Below are 24,171 nucleotides of genomic sequence, written 5' to 3' on the forward strand. Positions count from 1 at the left end.
GATGTTCCAAGCTGTTCACACAGGCGCTAGTGTCTGAATTATGATGGAAGAACTGATCTCCCGGGCTCTTGAAGCCCGATCCCGGGCCTATGCGCCGTACTCCCGCTTTCAGGTTGGCGCGGCCCTGCGCTGTGAGGGCGTGGTTCATTCAGGCTGCAATGTCGAAAATGCAGCCTATCCGCTTGGAACCTGTGCTGAAGGCGGGGCCATTTCGGCCATGATTCTTGCCGGGGGCCGGCGCATTGAGGAAATCGTGATTGTTGGGGGTGGAGATCAACCCTGCACACCATGCGGTGGCTGTCGGCAGAAACTCCGTGAATTCGGCCTGCCTGATCTGAAAGTGCACATGATTTCGCCCGCAGGAACCTTGCTTCTGACACGCACCCTCGCGGAATTGCTGCCTGACGCATTTGGTCCGGATAATCTGGAATGAAATATTGGCCCTGTTTTCTGGGACTGCTGGTGGTGGGAACGGTCTGTGCGCAGCCTCTTCCGTCTCTGCCCGGTCTTGGGGACGGGGCCAGACGTGAACTGATTGACGTCCGTGCGGAGCCCTGGCGAATTCTGGGGCGTGTACAGACTGAATTCGGCGTTAAATGTACGGGTTTTGCCGTAGCTCCCAATGTGGTCATGACGGCAGCTCACTGTCTCTGGCTGCCGAAAATGCACACTTACATACGGCCGAGCGATGTTCATGTGCTGATGGGATACTCGAGGGGCTCATACCGCCAACATGCTCATGTTGTGCGATTCATTATCCCCCCCGGATACGACCCAAAAAACGAATCCGCTACCGGGGCCAGTGATCGGGCAACACTGTTGCTGTCGGAACCAGTCATCGCGACGCGGGATCTTCTCCCGGCGATTCCTGTGCAGGATGGCGCAAGGGCAATGCTGGTTGGGTATTCGCAAGATAGAAACGAAGTGCCTTTCGGCGATCTGGACTGTCATATCAACGGAGTGACAGTCAGTGGTCTTGTCCATCACGATTGCGAGGCGACAAAGGGAGTAAGCGGCGCTCCGCTTCTGCTTCAAAAGCCTGATGGAACGTGGGGTATCGGCGGGCTTGCTGTCGCGGCAGATGTGGGGCCTGGCGGGTTGGCTGCTCCACTTGTTCCTTAGTTGATGGCAGAAGAATTTTCATAATTCTGCAAACATCGCCTGCATGACGCGTTTGAAGGATCGGGAAACATCATCTTTGGAGTTTCCCACTCTTTATTCGGTCCGGAAAGGGGCACTTTATGTATGTCATGGCAGGGAAAGGAACGGCGTCTGTCGGGCAGTCTCGTGGCATGCATGCGAGCAACGCCTATCTGACGCACCGCAAGAATGTTCTGGTTGTTGAAGACCAGGCCCTGTTGCGCTTTCTGGCTGCGGATATGCTTGAAGACGCCGGCTATAACCCGATTCTTGCTGCCACTGCCGATGAGGCGATGGATATTCTTTCCAAAGGTGAGACAGTCGATCTCGTCTTTTCGGATGTGAACATGCCCGGGCGGCTCAACGGACTGGATCTGGCTGAGACAGTTGGAGCTCGCTGGCCGCAGATCGGCGTTGTACTGACGTCAGGTGCTTATCTTCAGGAAAAGCGACCTTTGCCAAACAAGGCGATGTTTCTTCCCAAGCCATACGAATGGGAAGACGTCTATCGTGCTCTGAAAGCACTGCAGCACTGATTTTTGTGAAGATGTTGTGTGGTGCACCCGAAAGGACTTGAACCTCTAACCCCCAGATTCGTAGTCTGGTGCTCTATCCAGTTGAGCTACGGGTGCGAACACTGTATGTTTTTGGCAAAGCCAAAAGTAAGATGGTGCACCCGAAAGGACTTGAACCTCTAACCCCCAGATTCGTAGTCTGGTGCTCTATCCAGTTGAGCTACGGGTGCGTCTTGAGGCGGGGTTTTACAGGCGGTTTCAAAACCTGACAACCCCCCTCTGAAAATTAATTTCTACTTTCTTGTCATGGTGATGTGAGCACGGCAGGCGCTGGAACCAAAAGTGCCACCAATCGCCTGACCAACGGGATATCCGTTAAAAACCAGCGCGGTCGGACGGCCGTTCATGTCCTTGCTGGCAAGCTCTGCGTGATAGTGATGAACGCCGGGCTGATAGATGCCAGAAAGCACTTCAGAGCCATCTCCCGGTGTGAAAACGATCTTTCGCCCACGAATATCAAGCGTGGACGTGCGTTCTGTCGGGCAGGAGCCCTGATCCGTGACGAGCGCGCCTACCCAACGGCCTGATGGATCATTTCCGGGATCAGGAGTGGCGCAAGCTGCCAGAAAAGCCATGGCAGAAAGAGAAAAAAGAGCAATCGGACGCATGTTGTGCCTGTCCTGTGATGCAGAATGGATGACGCAGACGACACAACACCTTATAGGAGAGCATCAAAAGGCACCATGAACACGGAACGCGAGGCCATCACATTGACCCAGCAGGACGCCAGCACCGTCGCGAAACTCGACGAAACACTTCACGAAGACCGTATCCTCATTCTGGATTTCGGCAGCCAGGTAACGCAGCTCATCGCCCGCCGTGTGCGTGAGAGCGGTGTTTACTGTGAGATCTGGCCGTTCACGGCGACGGACGAGAAGATCCGTGAATTCAATCCGCGCGGTATCATTCTGTCTGGCAGCCCTGCCAGCGTTCATGACGAAAATGCTCCGGCGATTCCGGAAATCGTCTTTTCACTGAATCGTCCGGTTCTTGGCATCTGCTATGGCCAGCAGGCCATGTGCCAGAAGCTGGGCGGCAAGGTCGAAACGCACGAACATCGTGAATTCGGTCGCGCTTATATCGACATCGCTGAAGATTGCGCCCTGTTCCGTGGCGTCTGGGCACGCGGCAAGCGTGAACAGGTCTGGATGAGTCATGGCGATCGCGTCACGCAGCTTCCGCCGGGCTTCCGCGCTGTTGCCTATTCGGAAGGGGCTCCGTTCGCGATTATCGCTGATGAAGGCCGCCGCCTTTATGGTGTGCAGTTCCATCCGGAAGTCGTGCACACGCCGCATGGTGCTGCGCTAATTCGCAACTTTACGCACAATGTAGCGGGTTGCAGCGGCACGTGGACGATGGCTGGCTTCCGCGAGCTGGAAATCGCCCGTATCCGCAAGCAGGTCGGGGATGGCCGCGTCATTTGTGGTCTGTCCGGCGGTGTGGACAGCTCCGTGGCGGCGAAGCTGATCCATGATGCTATTGGCGACCAGCTGACCTGTATTTTCGTTGATCCGGGTATCCTGCGTTCCGGTGAAGCCGACGAAGTCGTCAAGACGTTCCGCGGTCGCTTCAATATCCGTCTGGTTCACCGCGACGCATCTGACCTGTTCCTGAGTGAACTTGCAGGCGTCAAAGATCCGGAAATCAAGCGGAAGACCATTGGCCGCCTCTTTATCGAAGTGTTCGAGGAAGAAGCTGCAAAGCTTGGTGGCGCACAGTTCCTTGCTCAAGGCACGCTCTACCCAGACGTGATTGAAAGCGTCAGCTTCACGGGTGGCCCGTCCGTTACCATCAAGTCCCATCATAACGTTGGCGGCTTGCCGGATCGCATGAACATGCAGCTGGTCGAGCCTCTCCGCGAACTGTTCAAGGACGAAGTTCGTGAACTGGGGCGTGAACTTGGTATTCCGGAACACATCGTGGGACGTCATCCGTTCCCGGGGCCGGGGCTTGCTATTCGTATTCCAGGTGAGATCGACAAGGAAAAGTTGGATCTTCTGCGGAAGGTGGATGCGATCTACCTGGAAGAAATCCGAAATGCCGGCCTGTATGATGCCATCTGGCAGGCTTTTGCGGTTCTGCTTCCTGTGCGGACTGTCGGTGTGATGGGCGACGGCCGGACCTATGATCAGGCCTGCGCTCTGCGTGCCGTGACCAGCACTGACGGTATGACGGCTGAAGTCTATCCGTTCGACTTCGCGTTCCTGAATCGTGTTGCTGGCCGTATCGTCAATGAAGTCCGGGGTGTTAACCGCGTGACTTACGACATTACGTCCAAGCCGCCGGGAACGATTGAGTGGGAATGAGGTTCTAAACCTCTGTCATTTGGAAAGGCCTGTCCCGAGAGGGACGGGCCTTTTTTATGATCTTGCCATCAAGGCGGGCATTTGTTTCGCCTCGCGTCAATTTAACGCGCATTGCGACATTAGTTTTTATAGCAAAACAATATCGATCTCGTTCAGACTTTCGCATGTTCGTGTCATCGCCATTTTCTGGCGGACAAAACAAGTGAGGAATTGCCGGTGTCTGGCACGGTGACAGTTCGAAGGCCGGTCCATTTTTTGCTCAGAGGCGCCTGCAGCGGAGTACTCCGGGCGGGTCTCCGCTTTAAGAGAGCTGCGACAATTCCTGCTTTTTGAACATCTGGACAATAGGACGAGGGCTAACGACGTGCGTCGCAGACTGATCTTGAAGATGCTTCCAGCGGGGCTACTGGCATTACGAGGGCAGGGGTATGCCCAAGATCGTGGAACCGGGCTGATACCAGCATTTAAAGGTACGCCCCGGATTGCCGTGGGGGGGATTGCGTCGGAATGCAGCACTTACAGCCGTATTCGCTCCCGCATGCCGGAGTTCATTACGCTCCGAGGCGATGAAATTTTCGGGGCGCCGCTGTCCCAGCCGCTGCATCGTTATGATTTTGACCTCCTGCCGACCCTGGAAGCATCCGCACCACCAGGCGGGCCCGTTGAGCGCAAGACGTATGAGGCTTTGAAAGCAGAATATCTTGAGCGTTTGCGAAAGCTCTTACCGTTGGACGGTGTTTACCTGGCCATGCACGGTGCCCTGAGTGTCGAAGGCATGGATGATGCGGAGGGGGACTGGTATGCGGCAACGCGATCTGTCGTCGGGCCGGATTGCCTATTATCTGCCTACTACGATCTTCACGGCAATCTCAGTCAGCGCAGTGTCGATACGCTGGATGCTCTGACGGCATACCGCACGGCGCCGCATGTTGATCGTATCGAGAATGTCATGCGGGCTACGGATATGCTTACGCATTGTCTGCGTTACGGCCTGCGACCCGGAATTGTGTGGGCAAGCATACCGGCGCTGCTTCCGGGGGAGCAGAGCAGCACAGAATGGGAGCCGGGCCGTCGCCTGTGGGCAGATCTGGCGGAATACAATCGGCTGCCGGGTATTCTCGATGTCTCCCAACTGGTTGGATATGTCTGGGCTGATGAACCCCGTTCGGCTGCATCCGTGGTTGTCACAGGTACGAACGTCGAAGAGCAGAAACGCATCGCTACGGAACTGGCGCAGCGATACTGGGACGCGCGACACGACTTTCATTTCGGCACACCAACCGGGACGATCGATGAGTGTCTCAGCCGTGCGATGTCGTCAAAAACGCATCCTGTGGTCATTTCAGATTCCGGAGATAATCCGGGCGGTGGCGGAAACTCTGACCAGACTTTTTTCCTTCAGGCTTTGCTAAAGGCTGGCGCGAAGAATGTCCTGCTGGGTGGCATGACGGACCGGCCTGCAACGGATGCGTGTTACAAAGCGGGTGTTGGCGCAGTTCTTCCGTTATCTATCGGCGCGACTTTGGACCCCGTGATGTGCAAGCCTGTGCATGTCCGCGCGACTGTGAAGCATCTGACGCCGGTCTCGCATCCCGATGAAGGTGAAGCAGTCATTGAATTCAATGGTATCACGGCGACGCTTTCTGCTCGGCGGCGTCTGTATCATTCGGCGGAAGCATTCCGGGATATTGGGCTGGAGCCAACCAATTTCAGTATTGTCGTTCTGAAATGCGGGTATCTCAACCCAACCATGAAGCCGCTGGCCAATCCGGCGCTCATGGCGCTTTCGCCGGGAGCTATCAATCAGGATATCGTCAATATCGGTAATCATCGCCGTAAACCGACTTGGCCTTGGGTGCCCGATCTGACGTACACGCCGAAACCTTATGTGTCGGCTCGAATTCATCGCAGCTAAGGAGGGTGGATAGAGGAGGCAGATCCTCTCTTTATCCGCATAAAACTACGCCTCCGGTAACTGAGGCGGGTATAAACGCTCCTTAAGTTCTATCCAGAAAAAAGGCCTGCTTCTTTCGAAGCAGGCCTTTGTTTAGGTTGGGAAGACCTTAGTGTTCCATATGGTGCTTATGGCCCGTCAGCTCAGTCGTGAGCTGGGCGCGGGCCTCACCGGATGGGAATTTTTCCGTGTGCAGGTTGATGTAGCTTTTGCCTGCCAGCACGTCCTTCACCTGATCTGCAGTCAGTGTCAGGGTTCCCGTCATCCGGGTCTGGTAAGGGCCAGGGATCGGCGCAATTACGCCGGCATCTTCACCCTCGGCTGCCGGACCATGCAGGTGGATTGCATTGACCGGACCTGTCAAACCGTTGTCTTCGAAACGGTACGTCAGGGTGTTTTTGGTTGTGTCTAGCATAGCAGACGCAGACCCCTTGATCGGGGATGTTGCGCCATGTTCGCCCTTGAACGGACCAAAAAGATGGATCGTTTCAGCAGAAGCAGGCAGGGCTGTAACAGAGAGACCCAGCGCGAGAGCGGTAACAAAGAGACCTGTACGCATGGAACGTGATCCTTGCAGGAGTTGGAGACACTAAACGTGGTGTCAGGTCTCCAGTTCAGTGTTCCAGTACAGATAATCACGCCAGCTTTCGTGAAGATAGTGGGGCGGGAAGGTCCTCCCATTTTCCTGAAGAAGGCGGCTGCTGGGCTGATCGGGTTTTCGGTGGGGATGCATGCCGATCTCGCTGGGGAGGCGGGAGCCTTTGAGGAGATTGCAGGGGCTGCAGGCGGTAACAACGTTCTGCCAGGTTGTTTTCCCCCCTTTCGCACGGGGGATAACGTGATCGAAAGTCAACTCATGTGTTGGCAATCGATCATGGCAGTACTGACACGAAAAATTGTCCCGCAAGAAAACGTTGAACCGTGTGAAGGCGGGTTTTCGTGCTGAAGGAATGTAATCTTTCAGTGCGATGACGCTGGGAAGGCGCATGGCCATGCTGGGAGAGTGAACGACGGCGTCTTCGTACTCTGATAGAACGGATACCCGGTCCAGAAACACAGCCTTCACGGCTTCCTGCCATGACCATAGCGACAGCGGAAAGTATGAGAGCGGACGAAAATCCGCATTTAGAACAAGAGCCGGAAAATGCTGACTACTGACAGGCACCACGCGCTTCCTTTTTTGAAGGACGGCACATGCGGGAACTTCGGCGTAGAAAACTTAAGACAAACGCCGATAAACATGCGTCGTCGGCTTCTTTGAGATGACTATTTCAGTAAACTTCATGAACTGCAAGAAAACCCTGATGAAAGCTTGATGACGCTGCCTCCTGTAACGCGCTTTGCGCCCAGCCCGACTGGTTTCCTGCATCTTGGACACGTTGTGTCTGCCCTTCACGCGCGTGCGTCCGCCGGACAGGGTGGGCGGTTTCTTGTGCGGATTGAGGACATTGATACCGCGCGGTGCACATCAGCTTTTACCGATGCGCTGGGCGAGGATCTGCAATGGCTGGGGCTATGGTCGCAGGAACCTGTGCGTCAACAATCCCGGCATCTGGCGGAATATGCCCATGTTTTGACTGAACTCAGGAACAGGGAGCTTCTCTACCCCTGCTTTTGTACACGAGCTGACATTGCTGCGGCTTCTACGTCTTATGCTCCAGACGGAAGTATTGTTTATCCGGGCACATGTCTCTGTGGCGGCCGATCAATATCCGGGCGTGTGCCAGCCTGGCGCCTGAACATGCAGCGCGCGCTTGATGAGCTTCAGGAAGTTCCGTCCTGGTACGAAGTGGGGCAGGGAAGAATTTCTGGCCGCGCTGACGAATTTGGAGACGTTGTGCTGGCCCGACGGGACACGGGTGTTTCTTATCACCTCTGCGTCACGCATGATGATGCCCAACAGGGTGTGAACTGCGTTACGCGTGGTCGGGATCTGTATGACGCAACATCCATTCATCGTGTTCTTCAGTGCTTGATGAAATGGCCAGAACCTCACTATCGCCATCATGCCCTTATCAAAGACGAAAGTGGCCAGAAGCTCTCAAAACGGAATGGAGTGAAAGGTATTCGAACGTTACGTGCTGCTGGATGGACTGCTGAGCAGGTTCTGGCTCATCCGCTCGTGCTTCAAGCACTCGCGGAGAGCTGAAATTATGGGATGACCCAGCGGAGTGGGGGCATCCCATGAAAAGTGCTTACCGGAGCAAAGTGTTACTCTGCGGGATAGCTCCGCGGGTATGTGACGTCAGAGTCTGGGCCCGGTGGGCGTGGCGCCCCTTTCTTTCCACAGGCGCTCAGGCTGGTGCTGAGGGCGAGAAAAGTTAGACCGAGAATCAAAAAACGTTTCATGTCGTCTCTCCAAGTTTGTTCAGCCAGGCCTGAGCCTGCTGCTGAACGTTGGACGGAGCCGTGCCGCCAAAGCTGGTGCGGGAGGCGAGGGAAGATTCAACCGTCAGAACATCAAAAATGCCTGCATTGATGCCTGGTTCCACCGCCTGCATTTCGGCAAGGGAGAGATCAGCCAGATCACAGCCTTTCTGTTCAGCCAGGCCTACCAAACGGCCTGTAACGTGATGAGCCGTCCGGAAAGGCACGCGGAGTTCACGCACCAGCCAGTCCGCCAGATCTGTGGCGGTGGAGAAGCCCATGCCTGCGACTTCACGCATCCGGTCTGTGTTGGGCTTAAGGTCCCGGATCATGCCGTCCATGGCAGCAAGGGACAGCGTCATGGCTTCTGTCGCGTCAAAGACAGGCTCTTTGTCTTCCTGTGTGTCCTTTGCGTAGGCTAGCGGCAGGCCCTTCATAACAGTCAGCAGGCCAACGAAATTCCCCATAATGCGGCCGATCTTGGCGCGCACCAGTTCAGCCGCGTCGGGGTTACGCTTCTGGGGCATGATGGACGAGCCGGTTGTGAACGCGTCCGACAGAGTTACGAATCCGAAAGGAGCGGATGCCCACATGACGATTTCTTCAGCCAGTCGCGACAGATGCATGGCCTGAAGAGAGAGGGCTGACAGGAATTCGAGAGCGAAATCACGGTCTGAAACGGCGTCGAGCGAATTGGCCGTCGGGCGATCAAAATCCAGTGCTGCTGCCGTCATTGCACGGTCGATCGGGAAGGACGTTCCAGCCAGAGCAGCTGATCCCAGCGGGCATTCGTTCAATCGAGCCCGTGCATCGCGCAGGCGTCCACGGTCGCGGGAGAGCATTTCGACGTAAGCCAGAAGGTGATGGCCGAACGTTACAGGCTGAGCGACCTGAAGATGCGTGAAGCCGGGCATTGGCGTCGCGTGATGTTCCAGTGCGCGTGTCGCAAGGGCGCGCATGAGGGAGGCGGTTTGTTCCTGAAGGCCGTCAATCGCATCACGCACCCACAGGCGGAAATCTGTGGCCACCTGATCATTGCGGGACCGTGCCGTGTGCAGGCGCTTGCCGGCTTCGCCAATCCGCTCAGAGAGGCGTGCCTCGATGTTCATGTGAATGTCTTCGAGGGCAGTGGAGAACTCAAAGCGTCCTTCGCCGATTTCCTGTGCGATATCACCCAGTCCCTGCCGGATTTCCGCAAGTTCGGTCTCCGTCAGCAGGCCGACCTTCTGAAGCATCGCTGCATGTGCGAGAGAGCCGCGGATATCCTGACGCCAGAGGATTTTATCAAAGCCGATGGAAGCGTTGATCTCACTCATGATCGCAGCCGGTCCGGAGGCGAAACGGCCACCCCATTGCGGGTTGGCAGCCGTACCTTCAAAGCTTGAGGCAGGATCGGTTTCTTTTTCGACAGGAACGTTTTTCATGATAACCGTAACAGGATGAAACAGAAGCAGATCGACCGGCGAACCCTTCTTTCAGGAGGCCTAAGCCTAGCTGCGGCGGCCAGCCTGCGCAATTCCGCACGTGCTGAAGATCGCCCGAAACCGATTGTTCCGTCTCTGGAGCCGGCGGCGGCACGTCTTACTCCGCTGGAATTGAAGCTCCAGCGGCCGGAGGGCGGCAGTCGTGCCTTGTCGGCCTGGCGTGGCACGCCATTTGTTCTGCATGTCTGGGCAACCTGGTGTGCGCCCTGCAAGCACGAACTGCCGCAGCTGGACGCCTTTATGAAGGCGCTTGGAGACGACAGCCCTATCGTCCCGGTCGCTATGGCCAGTCATGGGCCGGATGCCGTCGCTGCGTTTCTTAAGGCGCAAAATCTGACCCATATTGATCCGTGGTCGGCGGATGCTCATGAATTCCAGAGCTGGCTGGGTGACAAGCCGCTGAGCTTTCCGTCTACCTATCTGATTGATGCAGAGGGTCGTCTTCGCGCGGTGATTGAAGGCGAAACGGACTGGGGGGCGCCAGAGAGTGTGGCGCAGTTCAGAAAAGTTATTGCAGCTTTGAAAAAGTAATGGTGTTCTGGCGAAAGTGACAGCAGAACGAGTGATTTGATGGCAGTGACGATTGGTCGGCGTGGATTTATTGCGGGCGTAGGCGGTTTGAGCGTGGCTGCCGGCCTGTCTGGTGCCGCATGGGCTGGAAAACAGGAAAATCTTCGTTCGGTCAGGAGTTTGGCGCCGGGTAAGCCGCAGCTTGAGCCTGTAGCGCTGCAACTGATTGGCCCGGCAGGGGCAACGCAATCGCTGGCCTCGATGCGGGGTAAGCCGTTCCTGCTGCATGTGTGGGCAACATGGTGCGGTCCTTGCAAACAGGAGCTTCCAAAGCTCGACGCTTTCTGTGCTTCCCTGGGAACAGACTGTCCCATCATTCCCGCTGCTGTAGCCAGTGCCACACCGGAAAAGGTTGCGTCATTTCTGGATGCGGCGGATCTGAAGCACCTCCCGGCGTGGACGATGGACAAGGCTGCTTACAAAGCATGGTTGAAGACATCCGACGTCGCCATTCCAGTCACATACCTGATTGATTCGTCGGGTCGTCTTCGGGCTGCGGCCGAAGGTGGTGTGAACTGGTCCGCCCCTGATGCCGCGCGTCAACTGCACGACGTTCTTGCCGGAATCTGATTTTTGATTTTCTGACGACACCAGGAATTCCACTAATGACTTTTTCTTTGACCCGCCGTGCCGCTCTCGCCGGAGCCGCCGGACTGCTCGCTTCTTCCCGTGTTTTCAGTGCTTCAGCTGAAGACAAAGGCATACCCTTTGTCCCGAATTCGTTCGGCGTTCTGGCCAAGCCTCGTGCTCTGCCAGTGCTCTCTTTCCAGAATGAGCAGGGGCAGGAAGTCCCTTTGTCGCATTGGTTCGGCAAGCCCTTCGTTCTGCACTTCTGGGCGACCTGGTGCCCGCCATGCATTCGTGAACTTCCGTCCGTTAACGCGACGGCCAAGGCTCTGGGCGCAGACGGGCCACAGATTGTGACGGCAGCCGTACGCGGCAGTACGGTGCCAAAGGTCCGGGCTTTTTATGATGCACACCAGATTGACGCCCTGCCGCTTCTCGTGGACCCGACGTCTTCTGTAATGATGGAAACGGCGGATCAGGATGCTCTGGTAGCGTCTATCAAGCATGTACGTCCGGACGATCTGAAAGATCTTACGCCAAGTGTCATGGCGCTGCATGGCGTGCCCCGGTCCCTTCTGCTGAACGCCAAGGGTGAGGTTGTTGCTGAGGCCATTGGGAATATGGACTGGTCTGCCGATGCGGTCCGCCATACCCTGTCCGTCCTCGCAGGCTAAAAACGTAAAGAGTCGATGTCCCTTTCTCTGCTGGGTGCCGATGATCCGGCACCGTTCCTCCTGTTCCCTGAGACCCAACCGTCACCGTTTGTGCTGGTGAGTGACCATGCGGGAAAAGCTGTTCCCAAAGCACTGGAGTTTCTGGGCGTTGGAGAACCGGACTGGCACCGGCACATTGCATGGGACATCGGGATCGTCGGGGTAGGGCGGTTTCTGCGTGACCTGCTGGGCTCTCCCCTGATTGAGCAGGTCTATTCCCGGCTGGTCATCGATTGTAACCGCGCGCCGGGTCACCCGACATCCATGCCGCATGTCAGTGATGGGACCCATGTTCCAGGAAACAGTGAAGCGCCTGTTCATTGCCGGGCACGGCGAGAGCGCGAAATCCTTCATCCCTATCACGATGCAATTGCCGAGGTTCTGGCGGAACGGACATCGCGCCCGACGGCGCTGATTGCCTTGCACAGCTTTACCCCGGAAATGGCGGGTGTTCGGCGCCCCTGGCAGATCGGCATTCTTCATCACAAGGATAGCCGGATGGCTCGTGTGATGATCGATACTCTGCGGGCAGAAGGTGACCTTTGCGTTGGAGACAACGAGCCTTACGTTCTGACCGATACCAACGAATACACAGTCCCCCGGCATGCAGAAGCAAACGGGTTGCCCTATCTGGAAATTGAACTTCGACAGGACCTTATTGCGGATGAGGAGGGGCAACGTGCATGGGCGGAGCGTCTCGCAAGACTTCTGCCTCAGGTCTGGGAGACACTGGCTGCATGATTGACGGACACACAAAACTTGCTGGTGTCATGGGATGGCCCGTGGAGCATTCCCGTTCGCCCATGCTGCACAATCACTGGTGCAGGGTGCACGATGTGAACGGGGCGTATGTGCCGCTCCCCACGCGACCGGAACATTTTGAGGCTGCTCTCAAGGGACTGGCTGCAGCGGGCTTTCGGGGCGTGAACGTCACGATTCCGCACAAGGAAGCCGCGATGCGGGCCTGCGACAGCATGACGGATACCGCCAGGCGTGCGGGAGCCGTTAACACTGTGCGTTTTGAGAATGGTCAGATTATCGGTGACTGCACTGACGGCACGGGTTTTTGTGACAACCTCACCGCACATGGGGTCACCTTGTCCGGCCGAGCGCTAATCCTTGGGGCTGGAGGCGCAGCGCGCGCTGTTGCGGCTGCACTGCTGGATCGGGGCTGCGAGGTTGTAGTCGCGAACCGAACCATGGCGCGCGCCGAAGCAATGGTCGAGGCCCTGAAGGGAGGGGAAGCTGTTGAGTGGTATGACTGGCCGTCTCTCCTTCCGGGCTGTTCACTTCTGGTCAATGCAACGTCGCTGGGGATGAACGGCAAGGCCGAAATAGACTGGAGCGCAATGCTACGGCAGGCCGGGTCCAGCCTATGCGTGACGGATATTGTCTATACTCCGCGGGAGACGCCGCTCCTGAAAGCGGCAAAAGCCGCGGATCTACAAACGGTTGATGGTCTCGGGATGCTGATTCATCAGGCTCGGGCAGGGTTTCGATCTTGGTTCGGAGTAGACCCGGAAGCCGATGAGGCAACCTTCAATCTGCTGGCTGCAAGTTTGCGCTAACCCATGAAAATCATCGGTCTGACTGGCGGAATGGCGGCGGGGAAAAGTACAGTCGCCGCTCTGTTTCGCCAGGCCGGTGTGCCGGTTTTTGACGCGGACGCTGTTGTGCGGACCCTCCAGGGGCCAAGAGGAAAGGCGCTCCCCGCCATTGCCCGCGTCTTTCCTGTTGCAGTGCAGGACGGCGTTCTGAATCGTATGGCCCTGCGTCAGGCTGTGGTTGGAAATGTCGCCGCGCTTCAAGCGTTGGAGGCCATCATGCATCCGCTTGTAAAAGCCGAGCGCGGGAGGTTCCTGCGTCAATGTCGTGCGCGAAAAGAACCGTTCTGTGTCCTGGATATTCCGCTCCTGATGGAAATCGGGGAAGACCGGAAATGCGATGTAGTGGTGGTGGTTGAGGCCCCCATGGCAACACGCCTGTCCCGTATTCATCAGCGCGGGAAAACGGGTGCCAGAATGAGCGAAGCACAAGCACGTTCCCTCATCGCACGGCAAATGCCGGACCACGAACGCAGACGCCGGGCACACATCGTGATACGAACCGGCCTTTCCCGCGGATCTGCTGCCCGGCAGGTTCGCGCTCTTTTGCACCGTCTGCGCGAGGCTTCATGAAACGCTCGATCCTGTTCGATACGGAAACCACAGGCTTTGACCCGGATCAGGGCGATCGCATCATCGAAATCGCGGCCATCGAACTGATCGATGATCTGCCAACGACCAATTATTACCACGTTATGGTGCACCCTGAGCGCGACATTCCGGCCGAGGCCACGAAGGTGCATGGTTTTCGGATTGAAGATCTGGAGGGTGCGCCGAAGTTTCCAGAAATCGCAGACGGATTTCTGGAGTTTATTGGCGACGCCCCCATGATTGCGCATAATGCTCGCTTCGACTTCAAATTCGTGAACGCCGAACTGCAAAAATGCGGTCGCGCGCCGCTGGATTACGCCAGTCGTGCGATCGATACCGTGGAAATGGCGCGCAAAAAATATCCGGGTATGCCCGCCAGCCTTGATGCGCTGTGTCGGCGCTTCAACATCGACCTGTCCCAGCGTGGCACCCATAACGCTCTGCTGGACTGCAAATTGCTGGCGGAAGTGTATGTCGAACTGATGGGCGGCCGCCAGCGCGGGCTTGGACTGGCTGGACCTTCACGGAGCCGCAGTATTGCAGAAGCGGGTGATATGCTCGCGAACCGGACCCCACGGAAAATGGCGCTTCCGAATGCAGAAGAGCTGGCGGCTCACACAGCTTTTGTGGATGGTCTGAAGGATCCGGTGTGGCGCCGCGACTGATGAAGATCCTGTTCATCACGTCCAACAGGCTTGGCGATGCCGTTATTTCCACCGGTGTGCTGGATGCTCTGCAAAAACGCTATCCGGCAGCTGTATTTACTGTTGTCTGTGGGCCGGTCGCGGCAGGGTTGTTCGAGCCAGACCCTCGCTGTGAGCGGGTTATTACTCTTGAAAAACGCCGCCACGATCGACACTGGCTGGACCTCTGGTCTGCATGCGTTCGAACGCGCTGGTTTATGGTTGTGGATCTGCGGGGTTCCCTCCTCAGCCTCACGCTGCGGACCCGTCGAAGGTTGATCGTCCAGGGGGGACGTCGGGACGGACGCAAAATCGAGCAGCTTCGTGACGCGCTTGGCCGTCACAAAACCCCGATGCCGCGTGTCTGGACCTCCAGCCAGCATGACAAAACTGCAGAAGACCTGCTTGCGGGTGGCCCTTGGCTGGCTTTGGGGCCAACTGCGAACTGGGACGGCAAGATCTGGCCTCCAGAGCGATTTGTCGCGCTTGCTGAGGGCCTGCGTCGTCAGGGGATGCGACCTGTTCTGTTTTATGGGCCGGGAGATGCCGAAAGGGAACGCGCCAGGCCTGTTCTGGAAGCGCTCCCGGAGGCGCTGGACCTGGGCGGAGACAGGTCTCTCGGAGAGGTGGCAGCGTTGCTTGCTCGTTGTGCGCTCTTTGTAGGCAATGACTCAGGCCTCATGCATCTGGCCGCCGCTGCCGGAACGCCCACGCTTGGTCTGTTTGGGCCCTCCCGCATGTCCGAATATGCTCCGTCGGGGATTGAGGCATTCGCAATCGCTGCTCCCGGGCCGGAAGGAGAAGCGTTGTTGGAAGACCTGAGTGTCGAAGCGGTTCTAAATGTTGCCAAAGCCATTCTGGCAGGAAACGCTGGTGCTTTCAGGACCTGACCTTGAAGCGCTGCCCTGCATGGCCGATAGAGAAAGTATGAGCGTTTCTTTCCAGCCTTCGCCTGTGGTGTCGTCTTCTTTTCCCGGGCGCAAAGCCAGAGTGGCCCATGTCATGGCGGGGTCGGCACGCGGCGGGGCGGAACTGTTCTTTGAGCGCCTTTCCATGGCTCAAACACAGGATGAGCGCCCTGTTCGCGCGCTGATCCGGCATGATGCCGCTCGGGAAGTTCGTCTTCGTGCTGCTTGCGTGGAAACACATACGTTCAGGTTTGGTGGTGCTCTGGATGTCAGAACGCGGTCGCACTTGCGCCGGAACCTGAATGAGTTTCAACCTGATGTCGTTGTAGCCTGGATGAGTCGTGCGGCGCGCAAACTGCCGATTGGTCCCTGGCGGACAGCTGGGCGTCTGGGCGGATACTACGATCTGTCCAATTATCGGCGCTGTGAGCATCTGATTGGGAATACGCGTGGTTTGGCCGATTGGATGAAAGCCCAGGGATGGCCTGCGAACCGCGTTCATTACCTACCGAATTTTGCGACAGATTTTGCGTCTGTGACGCCGGTACGCCCGGATTTCCTGCCTCCCGATGTTCCGTTTGTGCTGGCTCTAGGGCGCCTGCATGAAAACAAGGCGTTTGATGTTCTGATCCGTGCCATGACCCGTCTGCCAGGCGTGCACCTCGTCATTGCCGGGGAAGGTCCGGAGCGTGCAGCACTTGAAGCGCTGATCCGAAGCGAAAATCTTTCAGACCGTGTTCATCTTCCGGGGTGGGTGGCGGAGAGTGGGCCGTGGCTGCGGGCATGTGATGTTATGGTTTGCCCATCGCGGATTGAGCCGCTTGGAAATGTCGTGATTGAAGGTCTTTCGGCAGCGGTGCCTGTTGTCGGAAGTGCTATTCAGGGGCCTCAGGAAATTCTTTCGGGAACCGAGGATGGCCTTCTTGCTCCCGTTGAAGATGCTGAAGCCTTCTCTGCCCAGATCGGGAATATTCTGGAAGATAAAGCTCTTGCCCAGCGTTTGCGACACAATGGTCGTGCCCGGTTCGAGCGCGAGTTTGCACAGGATGTTGTGATGGCCCGCTGGTCCGAATTTCTGGACGGAGGGCTGACCTGATGTGTGGAATCGCCGGTCTGTCCTGTCTGCCCGGAAAGGCACCCGATCAAGCCGCGCTGGAACGAATGTCTGCTGCGATTTTTCATCGTGGGCCGGATGGGGAAGGGCGCCTGGATCTTACGGGCGCCGCGCTGAGACATCGCCGTCTGTCCATCGTGGATATTGCTGGCGGAACCCAACCCTTCCGGGTCGGGAATGCGGCGTTGATTGCCAATGGAGAGATTTACAACGATCCCGACATTCGCAGTACGTTTCCTGCTGATCGTTTCCAGACCAAGAGTGATTGTGAACCGCCTCTGCACCTCTGGCTGAGAGATGGAACGGGTTACACGCACGAACTGCGTGGCATGTATGCCATCGCCGCCGTTGAGAACGAGCAAGGCCAGCACGAAATGCTGCTGTCCCGTGATCCGTTCGGCATCAAGCCACTTTATATTGCGGAATACGAAGGTGGAATTGCTTTCGCCTCAGAGGCGCAGGCTTTGCTGGCTGGAGGCTTTGGTGTCCGGCGTGTCAGGAGCAAGGCGCGGAATGAACTGCTCCAGCTTCAGTTCACAACCGGGCAAAAAACAGTTTTCCCGGGAATACGGCGCTTGTTGCCGGGTGAAACCCTGCGGATTGTGGATGGGCGGATCGTTGAATCGCGCCGCCGCCACGCTTTGCAGGAAGCCACGGAAACCATCCCCGCTGACCTGACGGACGAGCAGGCTCTGCGCAGGCTCGATGCCGCCTTGACAGACAGTGTTCATGCGCACCTTCGGGCCGATGTTCCTCTGGGACTGTTTCTATCGGGCGGAATTGACAGTTCTGCCATTCTCGCTGCCGCTCATAAACTCGGGCTACCGCGCCCCATGACCTGGACGGCGCGCTTTGACACTGGAAAAGCGGACGAATCTGCCGATGCAGCAGCATTGGCGGCTTCGGTTGGTGCAGATCATCATGTTCTGACCGTCACAGAAGCAATGGTCTGGTCCCATCTGCCTGCCATTGTGGCCTGCATGGATGATCCTGCGGCGGACTACGCGATTATTCCAACGTGGTTTCTGGCGCAGGAAGCGCGCAAGGACGTCACTGTGATCCTGAGCGGCGAAGGGGGCGATGAGCTCTTTGCTGGGTATGGGCGCTATCGTCGGGCTATGAAGCCATGGTGGCGCGGCGGAAGAGGGCCTTGGCGTTCGGGTACATTTGGGCGGTGTGTGCCGGGACAGGGGCGTCAGTGGCGCTCCGGGCTCGCGGCTATGGAACTGTCCCAGCGTTTGACGGGTCTGCCCGCAGTGCAGGCGCTTGATATCGCCGAATGGCTCCCGAATGACTTGTTGCTCAAGTTGGACCGCTGCCTGATGGCGCATTCTGCTGAGGGGCGCACACCGCTGTTAGACCCTGTTGTGGCCAAGGCTGTCTGGTCTCTCCCGGATCATTTCAAAGTGCGGGATGGATACGGTAAGTGGCTTCTGCGCCGCTGGCTTCAGGATGCGCTTCCCCAGGCAAAGCCGTTTGCCCCAAAGCAGGGGTTCACTGTGCCTGTTGGGCCGTGGATCGAGAAACAGTCTCAACGACTGGGCCCGCTGGTGGCGCAACAGTCCTGCATTCAGGACGTCATGGCTCCGCACAAGGTCGAACGTATTTTCTCGACTGCGACCCAGCACGGTCACGCCCGCCAAGCTTGGACGCTGCTGTTCTACGCGTTGTGGTTCCGACACCATGTTGAAGGCATTCCGGCTGACGGAGATGTTTTCGAGACACTTTCCCGCGCTCGCTAAGTGCGGTTTTCATCAGACTGACAAGGACAGACCATGCATTACGATCTGATTATCCGGGGTGGCCGCTGCGTATTCCCGTGGGGAGAAGCGGAGGCGGATCTGGGTGTCCGAAACGGCCGCATCGCTTCTCTGTCCGTTTCGCACGACGATGAAGCTGAAAGGGTGATTGATGCGACGGGGCTGCATGTCCTGCCGGGCCTGATCGATAGCCATGTCCACCTGCGTGATCCCGGAAACGCTGCGGTAGAAACTCTTGAAACCGGAACGCGCGCGGCAGCTTTGGGTGGTATCGCAACAGTTTTCGATATGCCGAATACCTCGCCTAGCGTTACGGACAAGGCGATGCTGGACTGGAAGCGCGAGCACATCAGCAATGTCGCTCATGTCGATGTTGGCATGTACATCGGGGCGACCCGTGAGAACACGCCGGACCTTGCGATGCTGGAGCAGCAGCCGGGCGTCTGTGCGATCAAGGTGTTTGCGGGGTCTTCTACCGGCAACCTGATGATCGAGGACGACGAAGGCATCGAAGCCGTCATGCGTTCGGGCCACCGTCGTGTCTGCTTTCATTCCGAAGATGAATACCGTCTTCAGGCACGTAAGCCGATGTTTCATGAAGGCCAGCCTTACGCCACACATAGTGTCTGGCGGGATGTGGAATGTGCGTTTCTGGGAACGCGCCGCATCATGGCGATTGCCCGCAAGACGGGTCGGCCGGCCCATATCCTCCACACGTCTACAGCCGAAGAGCTGGAATATCTCGCTGACTTTCGGGATGTTTCAACAGTAGAAGTGCTGGTCAATCACCTCACGCAGGTTGGCCCGGAATGCTATGAAAAGCTGGGTGGGCTTGCCGTAATGAACCCGCCGTTGCGGGATCGCTATCACTACGAGGCAAGCTGGAAGGCCATTCAGGACGGTCGTGTCGATGTTGTGTCTTCGGACCACGCGCCGCATCCACTGGAAGCAAAGAAACGTCCTTGGCCGAATTGCCCGGCTGGCCTGACTGGTGTCCAGACCATTGTTCCGGTCATGCTTGATCATGTGAATGCAGGTCGTCTGTCACTGGCACGTCTGGTGGATCTGATGTCCGCCGGGCCAGCGCGTGTTTACGGTCTTCAGACCAAGGGCCGCATGGCTGTCGGTTTCGACGCAGATTTCACGCTTGTGGACATGAAAGCACAGCGGGAAATTACCAATGACTGGATCGTCTCGCCTGCAGGGTGGACGCCATTTGACGGAACCCATGTGACGGGTTGGCCAATGGCAACCATCGTGCGTGGAACGGTGGTCATGCAGGACGATGAGGTGATTGGTGAAGCCACGGGACGGTTTGCCAAATTTGCGCCTTGATCGGGGCGTAGGGCGCGCGACGCTTCGACCATGAAAGAGAGTTTTATGATTCGCCCCGTCGCCGCACTCTGCGGCCTGTCCCTTCTGTCCGTGTTCGCCTTTGGAACAGCCAGTGCCGCCGAATCCGGTTGGAGCGCACCAAAATGTGGTGCCGAGCCGGACGCTCCGGCCGTGAAGGCTGGGACTGTTGCCCAGTACAACGAGAGCGTGGACCGAGTGACAGCCTACGAAAAAGAAGCGCGGGCCTATAACGCATGCGTTTCAGGGCAGGCCAACCGTGAAGAGACGGCTATTAGCCAAGAGGCCAGCGCTAAAATCTCACGAATTCATTCTGCCAGTGCAGCCGTTCAGACTCACATTGCGGGGTCATTTCAGAAGCTTTCTTCCGAACTGACTGCCGCTGGACGTAAGCTCGGCCATCACTGACGGGTTTTCACTGGCCCATCCGCACCTGATTCTGTTGTGGCGTTAGAGAAGTCGGACCTTCATAGGTCTGGCGCGCGACGTTTGGCATCAGGTCCGGCCTGGTCCAGCAATCCGTGCCTTCAAAACTGGTGGTGCAGTATGGCTGGGGCGGGGGTGGGCCAACCGGGCGGGAGCAGAAGCTTTCGTCATCATACAGATACGCCGTATTGCAATCTTTTCCGGTAATGGCAGAGGCAATCCGGTCCGGCGCGCAGCCGCACAGTGTGCAAAACATCAGAACCGGCGATAGAAGCAGAGCTGGTTTTTTCATGTTTGGCAGCATCATGCGGCAGGGGTTAAGAAAGCCCTAAATTGATAGCCGGTTTCTTTCGGTAACAGCTTCTCAAGCGAAGCGTTTGCCGCAAACGTGCGGCGCCTGTATGGTTCCGCCAGAACTTTACAAGACCGATCCAGCAGGGGACCAGGTGGCGGACGATTTCATCACAGAGGTGAACGAAGAAATTCGGCTTCAGCGCCTACGGGCAGCTGCGCGCCGATGGGGTGCTGTTGTGGCAGGTGTCGTCGTCGTGGGAGCGATTGGCGGCGGTGTCTGGGAGTGGCAGAATCACGCCCGGAAGCAGGCCCAGCAGGCTGCCTCAGCTCAGTATTTCAATACACTTGAGACGCTGGCTGATCCCAAGCACGACAAGACTGTCACGCAGAAAGCCGAGACAGTTTTTCAGGATCTGGCAGATCATGGACCTGTTGGCGTGCGGTCTTATGCAGCGCTGCGTCTGGCAGATCTGAAGATGCAGGACCATGATCTGGCATCTGCTTTGAAGGCTTGGAACAGCGTCGTGTCCGATTCTGTCGCTGAGCCTGCCTTGAAGGACATGGCCCGTTACATGGTCCTGAATGCTCAGACCAACACGGCAGACCCGAAGACGTTGCGTCCCGGCTATGAAGCGCTTGCGCAGAATGGTGGCGCCTGGTCAGCTCTGGCCCAGGAAGGCCTGGTTGCTCTGGATCTGCGTCCAGATGCGACGGCTGACCAGCAGAAAGAAGCCCGTCGCCTTCTGACGCAGATTGTTGGAAATGTATCTGCACCTGAAGGGGCTCGTGCGCGTGCACAGGCTCTTCTCGAAACTTTTGGAGACGCTGGTTAATGCGCCGTCCTGACCGTTCTTCTGTGCCCATGAACCGCCGTTCGATGCTGCGTGTTGCCTGTTCTGGCGCCGCTCTGACTGCGATGGGTGGATGCAGCCTGTTCAACGATGATGAGAAGCCCACGCTGGCCGGCCATCGCGTTGACGTGCTCTCCACTGGGGCAGGTCTGACCGTTGATCCGGAAGATCATACGCCCATCACACTGTCTGCACCGCAGTCCGTGACGGAATGGCTTCAGCCTGACCGCACGCCGGACCATGTTGCCGTCAATGCTGTCTGGAACGGTTCGGACATCAAGTGGAGCCGCTCTATCGGCGCCGAGGTGAACCCGACGAGCTTCCTGTCCATGGTGGCCATCATGCCGAACAGCCGCGGGGCCATTCAGTCCCCGCCGGTGATCGGGAATGGTCGGATTTTCACCACGGATGCACAGGGTGTGGTGAAGGCGTGGACGTGGCCGGGCATGAAGCAGCTCTGGTCCCATCAGCCGGCTCCCAAAAAGTCCCGCTCCACCAATATTGGTGGCGGCGTCGCACTCGATGGAGAGACCCTCTACATCGTGGATGGCGTGGCGCAGGCGTTGGCCGTGGATGCTGCCAGTGGCAAGATAAAGTGGGCTGTCGATCTCGGCACACCCGGGCGCTCAGCCCCTACGATTGCCGATGGTCTTGTCGTTTTCGGGACAATTGACGAACGTCTTTACGCACTTGAGGCCGCAACTGGCCGACAGGTCTGGACATATCAGGCAACGGGTGCGGACACCGTCATCTTCGGGCAGGCTGCTCCTGCAATCGTAGATGGTGTGGTTCTGGCAGGCTTCGGCAGTGGCGACCTCGTTGCACTGCGTGCGGCTTCTGGTGAAATGGTGTGGAGCGATAGCCTTGGCGGTGCCAACGGTATGGGCGCCATGCTGGATTTCTCCTGCATCCGTGGGGCTCCGGTCATCAAGGATGGCACGGCGTATGCCATTTCCATGTCCAGCGTTCTTGTGGCTGTGGATATGCGCTCCGGACGTCGCTTGTGGGAGCGCGAAGTCAGTGGCCAGACGCCCCTGACAATCTGCGGTGACTGGATGTTTGTCCTGTCCACCGATCAGCAGCTTGCCTGTCTGGACCGTCTGTCCGGCCACGTACGCTGGATTACCCAGCTTCGCCGCTTCCGCCGACAGGAAGTGCAGAAGGACGCCATCCAGTGGGTGGGGCCTTTGCTCGTAAACGGCAAGCTGGTCTGTTTCTCTACCCTGCCGCAGGAAGGCATGGTGATTGTTGATGCCGTAACCGGCAAAATTGAATCGACCCGTAAAACCACGGCTCCATGCCAGGTTCAGCCGATCGTCTGTGACGGTCTGGTTCTGACGCTGTCCCAGGATGCTGTTCTGCGGGCCTATGGCTGAACGAATGACCTCTGAGAATCTGCCCGTAGTTGTTATTGCCGGGCGCCCGAATGTCGGGAAATCCACTCTTTTCAACCGGCTTGTCGGGCGTCGTCAGGCGCTCGTCTCCGATCAGCCCGGTGTGACGCGTGACCGCAAGGAGGGCGAAGCCCACATGCGCGGTCGCCGCATCCGTGTGATTGATACGGCGGGCCTTGAAGAAGCTGCGCCGGACACGCTGTTCGGTCGTATGCGTGCATCATCCGAATCTGCCGTCTCCATGGCAGATCTGGTGCTGTTCTGCATCGATGCCCGCGCCGGTATCACGCCAACTGACGCTCATTTTGCCAACTGGCTGCGTCGTCAGAACCGTCCGGTTCTGCTGATTGCCAATAAGGCAGAAGGGCAGGCTGGGACCAATTCCGCACTAGAAGCCTACTCGCTGGGTCTGGGCACGCCACTGGCGCTGTCCGCCGAGCATGGTGAGGGCATCAGTGACCTCATGGGAGAGATCGTCGATCGTCTTCCCGGTGCTCCAAAGCAGGAGCGCCGTCGTCGTCGTGACGAAGAGCCGGAAGAGGGCGAAGAGCCTGAAGAACGTCCGGCTGGCCCGCTTCATCTTGCGATTGTGGGGCGCCCGAATGCAGGCAAATCCACGCTTCTGAACTGCCTTCTCGGTGAAGAGCGGATGATCACCGGCCCCGAAGCTGGTCTGACCCGCGATTCGATCTCCGTCGATCTGCATGACGAACATGGCCCGATCAAGCTTGTTGATACGGCAGGGATGCGTAAGCGCGCCCGTGTCGAGCAGCATCTTGAGCGTATGTCTGTTTCCGCCTCTATTGAAGCGCTGAAAATGGCAGAAGTCGTCGTGCTGACGATCGATGCCACACTGGGTGTGCACGAGCAGGATCTTCAAATTGCCCGTCTGATTGAGAAGGAAGGCCGCGCCTGCGTGCTGGCTCTCAATAAGTGGGACGCTGTTGAAGACCGCGTTGCTACACGTCAGGCCATCTCAGACCGGATCGAGACGTCCCTTGCTCAGGTTCGGGGTATCCCGGTCGTCACGTTCTCGGCGTTGACGGGGGCTGGCGTTAACCGTCTTCTTCCGGCTGTCCGGAAAGCGTACGAAGTCTGGAATTCACGCGTCACGACGGGTGAGTTGAACCGTTGGTTCGAAGCAATGCTGGACCGTCATCAGCCGCCTCTGGTTGATGGACGCCGCCTCAAGCTGCGTTATATGACGCAGGTGAAGGCTCGTCCGCCGACATTCATTCTTTTTGGCACCCGAGCAGAAATGCTGCCTGATGCGTACAAGCGCTATCTGGTGAACGGGCTGCGCGAGACATTTCATATGCCTGGTGTGCCCATTCGTATTCAGCTTCGCGGGACGACAAATCCTTACGCGGATAAGTAAGAGTTGTTTTTTGTTCCGTTATGCAATGAACGCATAGCGGAACAAAATCTTCTCACAGGACTGCAAAACTCCCCATTTTCGTATACCTAATCCTTCGTCAGCCTATGGCGGTGCATGGTGTTCGGCCCTAGAAGAGCCG

Annotated in this window: 27 protein-coding genes and 2 tRNA genes; 21 read left to right on the forward strand and 8 right to left on the reverse strand. The window is 57.5% G+C overall.

Annotation, left to right across the window (positions count from 1 at the left end):
* Window positions 1-40: 40 nt before the first annotated feature.
* The 3 genes from R5H23_RS07275 to R5H23_RS07285 all read left to right on the forward strand — a co-directional run bounded on the left by R5H23_RS07275 (window position 41) and on the right by R5H23_RS07285 (window position 1,676).
* Window positions 41-433, forward strand: a complete 393-nt coding sequence (locus R5H23_RS07275; protein ID WP_046899618.1) for a cytidine deaminase — start codon at window positions 41-43, stop codon at window positions 431-433.
* Window positions 430-1,122, forward strand: coding sequence for a trypsin-like serine protease (locus R5H23_RS07280; protein ID WP_317214949.1), 693 nt, complete (start codon window positions 430-432; stop codon window positions 1,120-1,122). The genes R5H23_RS07275 and R5H23_RS07280 overlap by 4 nt, the downstream gene beginning before the upstream one ends.
* A 119-nt stretch (window positions 1,123-1,241) precedes the next feature.
* The gene (locus tag R5H23_RS07285; RefSeq protein ID WP_086634501.1) at window positions 1,242-1,676 is read left to right on the forward strand and encodes a response regulator; all 435 of its coding nucleotides are present in this window, start codon (window positions 1,242-1,244) and stop codon (window positions 1,674-1,676) included.
* A 19-nt stretch (window positions 1,677-1,695) separates the two neighbouring features.
* On the opposite strand, the gene R5H23_RS07290 is transcribed toward R5H23_RS07285, so the two are convergent.
* The 3 genes from R5H23_RS07290 to R5H23_RS07300 all read right to left on the reverse strand — a co-directional run bounded on the left by R5H23_RS07290 (window position 1,696) and on the right by R5H23_RS07300 (window position 2,323).
* Window positions 1,696-1,772: transfer RNA gene (locus R5H23_RS07290), tRNA-Arg, on the reverse strand.
* Between the two features lie 36 nt (window positions 1,773-1,808).
* Window positions 1,809-1,885, reverse strand: a tRNA-Arg gene (locus R5H23_RS07295).
* 63 nt (window positions 1,886-1,948) lie between these two features.
* Window positions 1,949-2,323 carry a hypothetical protein gene (locus tag R5H23_RS07300; RefSeq protein WP_086634037.1) on the reverse strand — a complete coding sequence of 125 codons (375 nt, stop codon included), beginning with the start codon at window positions 2,321-2,323 and terminating at the stop codon, window positions 1,949-1,951.
* A gap of 75 nt (window positions 2,324-2,398) precedes the next feature.
* On the opposite strand from R5H23_RS07300, the gene guaA reads away from it, so the two are divergent.
* Both guaA and R5H23_RS07310 read left to right on the forward strand, forming a co-directional pair.
* On the forward strand, window positions 2,399-4,021 hold the full coding sequence (guaA, locus tag R5H23_RS07305) for a glutamine-hydrolyzing GMP synthase (protein WP_174694761.1): 1,623 nt from the start codon (window positions 2,399-2,401) through the stop codon (window positions 4,019-4,021).
* Window positions 4,022-4,385: 364 nt separating this feature from the next.
* A complete protein-coding gene (locus R5H23_RS07310; RefSeq protein WP_317214950.1) occupies window positions 4,386-5,936 on the forward strand; it encodes a M81 family metallopeptidase in 1,551 nt (516 codons plus the stop codon).
* Between the two features lie 148 nt (window positions 5,937-6,084).
* Here the strand turns inward: R5H23_RS07310 and R5H23_RS07315 are convergent, their stop codons facing one another.
* Both R5H23_RS07315 and R5H23_RS07320 read right to left on the reverse strand, forming a co-directional pair.
* Window positions 6,085-6,534 (reverse strand): CHRD domain-containing protein, encoded by a 450-nt coding sequence (locus R5H23_RS07315; RefSeq protein WP_211502105.1) that lies wholly within the window; start codon window positions 6,532-6,534, stop codon window positions 6,085-6,087.
* 42 nt (window positions 6,535-6,576) lie between these two features.
* A complete protein-coding gene (locus tag R5H23_RS07320; protein ID WP_046899613.1) occupies window positions 6,577-7,140 on the reverse strand; it encodes an HNH endonuclease in 564 nt (187 codons plus the stop codon).
* Window positions 7,141-7,290: 150 nt separating this feature from the next.
* Here R5H23_RS07320 and gluQRS point away from each other — a divergent pair, with 150 nt between their 5' ends.
* Window positions 7,291-8,124, forward strand: a complete 834-nt coding sequence (gene gluQRS, locus R5H23_RS07325; RefSeq protein ID WP_317214951.1) for a tRNA glutamyl-Q(34) synthetase GluQRS — start codon at window positions 7,291-7,293, stop codon at window positions 8,122-8,124.
* A gap of 62 nt (window positions 8,125-8,186) precedes the next feature.
* Here the strand turns inward: gluQRS and lptM are convergent, their stop codons facing one another.
* Both lptM and argH read right to left on the reverse strand, forming a co-directional pair.
* Window positions 8,187-8,324, reverse strand: a complete 138-nt coding sequence (gene lptM, locus R5H23_RS17115; protein ID WP_408735626.1) for an LPS translocon maturation chaperone LptM — start codon at window positions 8,322-8,324, stop codon at window positions 8,187-8,189.
* Entirely contained in the window at window positions 8,321-9,766 is a 1,446-nt protein-coding gene (gene argH, locus R5H23_RS07330) for an argininosuccinate lyase (RefSeq protein WP_317214952.1), read from the reverse strand. Before argH ends, lptM begins: the two co-directional genes overlap by 4 nt.
* A 15-nt stretch (window positions 9,767-9,781) precedes the next feature.
* Between argH and R5H23_RS07335 the strand changes: the two genes are divergently transcribed.
* From R5H23_RS07335 to R5H23_RS07390, 12 genes are read left to right on the forward strand one after another with little or no spacing between them, the layout of a single operon-like run.
* Window positions 9,782-10,357, forward strand: a complete 576-nt coding sequence (locus R5H23_RS07335; protein ID WP_317214953.1) for a TlpA disulfide reductase family protein — start codon at window positions 9,782-9,784, stop codon at window positions 10,355-10,357.
* A 39-nt stretch (window positions 10,358-10,396) separates the two neighbouring features.
* On the forward strand, window positions 10,397-10,966 hold the full coding sequence (locus R5H23_RS07340) for a TlpA disulfide reductase family protein (RefSeq protein ID WP_317214954.1): 570 nt from the start codon (window positions 10,397-10,399) through the stop codon (window positions 10,964-10,966).
* Between the two features lie 35 nt (window positions 10,967-11,001).
* Window positions 11,002-11,637, forward strand: coding sequence for a TlpA disulfide reductase family protein (locus R5H23_RS07345; RefSeq protein ID WP_202206626.1), 636 nt, complete (start codon window positions 11,002-11,004; stop codon window positions 11,635-11,637).
* Between the two features lie 15 nt (window positions 11,638-11,652).
* Entirely contained in the window at window positions 11,653-12,417 is a 765-nt protein-coding gene (locus R5H23_RS07350; protein ID WP_099210302.1) for an N-formylglutamate amidohydrolase, read from the forward strand.
* Window positions 12,414-13,244, forward strand: coding sequence for a shikimate dehydrogenase (locus R5H23_RS07355; protein ID WP_317214955.1), 831 nt, complete (start codon window positions 12,414-12,416; stop codon window positions 13,242-13,244). The genes R5H23_RS07350 and R5H23_RS07355 overlap by 4 nt, the downstream gene beginning before the upstream one ends.
* Window positions 13,245-13,247: 3 nt before the next feature.
* Window positions 13,248-13,853: a dephospho-CoA kinase gene (gene coaE, locus R5H23_RS07360; RefSeq protein ID WP_317214956.1), complete on the forward strand. Its 606-nt coding sequence runs from the start codon at window positions 13,248-13,250 to the stop codon at window positions 13,851-13,853.
* Window positions 13,850-14,536 carry a DNA polymerase III subunit epsilon gene (dnaQ, locus tag R5H23_RS07365; RefSeq protein ID WP_046899604.1) on the forward strand — a complete coding sequence of 229 codons (687 nt, stop codon included), beginning with the start codon at window positions 13,850-13,852 and terminating at the stop codon, window positions 14,534-14,536. The genes coaE and dnaQ overlap by 4 nt, the downstream gene beginning before the upstream one ends.
* The gene (locus R5H23_RS07370; RefSeq protein WP_317215091.1) at window positions 14,536-15,444 is read left to right on the forward strand and encodes a glycosyltransferase family 9 protein; all 909 of its coding nucleotides are present in this window, start codon (window positions 14,536-14,538) and stop codon (window positions 15,442-15,444) included. The genes dnaQ and R5H23_RS07370 overlap by 1 nt, the downstream gene beginning before the upstream one ends.
* 37 nt (window positions 15,445-15,481) lie before the next feature.
* Window positions 15,482-16,558, forward strand: coding sequence for a glycosyltransferase (locus R5H23_RS07375; RefSeq protein ID WP_317215092.1), 1,077 nt, complete (start codon window positions 15,482-15,484; stop codon window positions 16,556-16,558).
* Window positions 16,558-18,318, forward strand: coding sequence for an asparagine synthase (glutamine-hydrolyzing) (gene asnB / locus R5H23_RS07380; protein WP_317214957.1), 1,761 nt, complete (start codon window positions 16,558-16,560; stop codon window positions 18,316-18,318). The genes R5H23_RS07375 and asnB overlap by 1 nt, the downstream gene beginning before the upstream one ends.
* 33 nt (window positions 18,319-18,351) lie before the next feature.
* Window positions 18,352-19,671: a dihydroorotase gene (locus tag R5H23_RS07385; RefSeq protein ID WP_317214958.1), complete on the forward strand. Its 1,320-nt coding sequence runs from the start codon at window positions 18,352-18,354 to the stop codon at window positions 19,669-19,671.
* Between the two features lie 45 nt (window positions 19,672-19,716).
* A complete protein-coding gene (locus R5H23_RS07390; RefSeq protein ID WP_086634050.1) occupies window positions 19,717-20,097 on the forward strand; it encodes a hypothetical protein in 381 nt (126 codons plus the stop codon).
* A gap of 7 nt (window positions 20,098-20,104) precedes the next feature.
* On the opposite strand, the gene R5H23_RS07395 is transcribed toward R5H23_RS07390, so the two are convergent.
* Window positions 20,105-20,407 (reverse strand): hypothetical protein, encoded by a 303-nt coding sequence (locus R5H23_RS07395; RefSeq protein WP_317214959.1) that lies wholly within the window; start codon window positions 20,405-20,407, stop codon window positions 20,105-20,107.
* A gap of 109 nt (window positions 20,408-20,516) precedes the next feature.
* Between R5H23_RS07395 and R5H23_RS07400 the strand changes: the two genes are divergently transcribed.
* The 3 genes from R5H23_RS07400 to der are packed head-to-tail and all read left to right on the forward strand — an operon-like array spanning window position 20,517 to window position 24,032.
* A complete protein-coding gene (locus R5H23_RS07400) occupies window positions 20,517-21,242 on the forward strand; it encodes a tetratricopeptide repeat protein (RefSeq protein WP_317214960.1) in 726 nt (241 codons plus the stop codon).
* On the forward strand, window positions 21,242-22,636 hold the full coding sequence (locus R5H23_RS07405) for a PQQ-binding-like beta-propeller repeat protein (protein ID WP_317214961.1): 1,395 nt from the start codon (window positions 21,242-21,244) through the stop codon (window positions 22,634-22,636). Before R5H23_RS07400 ends, R5H23_RS07405 begins: the two co-directional genes overlap by 1 nt.
* Before the next feature lie 4 nt (window positions 22,637-22,640).
* Window positions 22,641-24,032, forward strand: coding sequence for a ribosome biogenesis GTPase Der (gene der, locus R5H23_RS07410; protein ID WP_046899857.1), 1,392 nt, complete (start codon window positions 22,641-22,643; stop codon window positions 24,030-24,032).
* Window positions 24,033-24,171: the final 139 nt, after the last annotated feature.

Origin of the sequence: Gluconobacter sp. GP1 (assembly GCF_032913585.1) — a bacterium.
Taxonomy (GTDB): Bacteria; Pseudomonadota; Alphaproteobacteria; order Acetobacterales; family Acetobacteraceae; genus Gluconobacter; species Gluconobacter cerinus.

Coding starts and splice junctions, on each gene's coding strand:
- R5H23_RS07275 (WP_046899618.1), top strand. CDS start 41: ATGATGGAAGAACTGATCTCCCGGGCTCTTGAAGCCCGATCCCGGGCC.
- R5H23_RS07280 (WP_317214949.1), top strand. CDS start 430: ATGAAATATTGGCCCTGTTTTCTGGGACTGCTGGTGGTGGGAACGGTC.
- R5H23_RS07285 (WP_086634501.1), top strand. CDS start 1,242: ATGTATGTCATGGCAGGGAAAGGAACGGCGTCTGTCGGGCAGTCTCGT.
- R5H23_RS07300 (WP_086634037.1), bottom strand. CDS start 2,323: ATGCGTCCGATTGCTCTTTTTTCTCTTTCTGCCATGGCTTTTCTGGCA.
- guaA (WP_174694761.1), top strand. CDS start 2,399: ATGAACACGGAACGCGAGGCCATCACATTGACCCAGCAGGACGCCAGC.
- R5H23_RS07315 (WP_211502105.1), bottom strand. CDS start 6,534: ATGCGTACAGGTCTCTTTGTTACCGCTCTCGCGCTGGGTCTCTCTGTT.
- gluQRS (WP_317214951.1), top strand. CDS start 7,291: ATGACGCTGCCTCCTGTAACGCGCTTTGCGCCCAGCCCGACTGGTTTC.
- lptM (WP_408735626.1), bottom strand. CDS start 8,324: ATGAAACGTTTTTTGATTCTCGGTCTAACTTTTCTCGCCCTCAGCACC.
- argH (WP_317214952.1), bottom strand. CDS start 9,766: ATGAAAAACGTTCCTGTCGAAAAAGAAACCGATCCTGCCTCAAGCTTT.
- R5H23_RS07335 (WP_317214953.1), top strand. CDS start 9,782: ATGAAACAGAAGCAGATCGACCGGCGAACCCTTCTTTCAGGAGGCCTA.
- R5H23_RS07340 (WP_317214954.1), top strand. CDS start 10,397: ATGGCAGTGACGATTGGTCGGCGTGGATTTATTGCGGGCGTAGGCGGT.
- R5H23_RS07345 (WP_202206626.1), top strand. CDS start 11,002: ATGACTTTTTCTTTGACCCGCCGTGCCGCTCTCGCCGGAGCCGCCGGA.
- R5H23_RS07350 (WP_099210302.1), top strand. CDS start 11,653: ATGTCCCTTTCTCTGCTGGGTGCCGATGATCCGGCACCGTTCCTCCTG.
- R5H23_RS07355 (WP_317214955.1), top strand. CDS start 12,414: ATGATTGACGGACACACAAAACTTGCTGGTGTCATGGGATGGCCCGTG.
- coaE (WP_317214956.1), top strand. CDS start 13,248: ATGAAAATCATCGGTCTGACTGGCGGAATGGCGGCGGGGAAAAGTACA.
- dnaQ (WP_046899604.1), top strand. CDS start 13,850: ATGAAACGCTCGATCCTGTTCGATACGGAAACCACAGGCTTTGACCCG.
- R5H23_RS07370 (WP_317215091.1), top strand. CDS start 14,536: ATGAAGATCCTGTTCATCACGTCCAACAGGCTTGGCGATGCCGTTATT.
- R5H23_RS07375 (WP_317215092.1), top strand. CDS start 15,482: ATGAGCGTTTCTTTCCAGCCTTCGCCTGTGGTGTCGTCTTCTTTTCCC.
- asnB (WP_317214957.1), top strand. CDS start 16,558: ATGTGTGGAATCGCCGGTCTGTCCTGTCTGCCCGGAAAGGCACCCGAT.
- R5H23_RS07385 (WP_317214958.1), top strand. CDS start 18,352: ATGCATTACGATCTGATTATCCGGGGTGGCCGCTGCGTATTCCCGTGG.
- R5H23_RS07390 (WP_086634050.1), top strand. CDS start 19,717: ATGATTCGCCCCGTCGCCGCACTCTGCGGCCTGTCCCTTCTGTCCGTG.
- R5H23_RS07395 (WP_317214959.1), bottom strand. CDS start 20,407: ATGAAAAAACCAGCTCTGCTTCTATCGCCGGTTCTGATGTTTTGCACA.
- R5H23_RS07400 (WP_317214960.1), top strand. CDS start 20,517: ATGGTTCCGCCAGAACTTTACAAGACCGATCCAGCAGGGGACCAGGTG.
- R5H23_RS07405 (WP_317214961.1), top strand. CDS start 21,242: ATGCGCCGTCCTGACCGTTCTTCTGTGCCCATGAACCGCCGTTCGATG.
- der (WP_046899857.1), top strand. CDS start 22,641: ATGACCTCTGAGAATCTGCCCGTAGTTGTTATTGCCGGGCGCCCGAAT.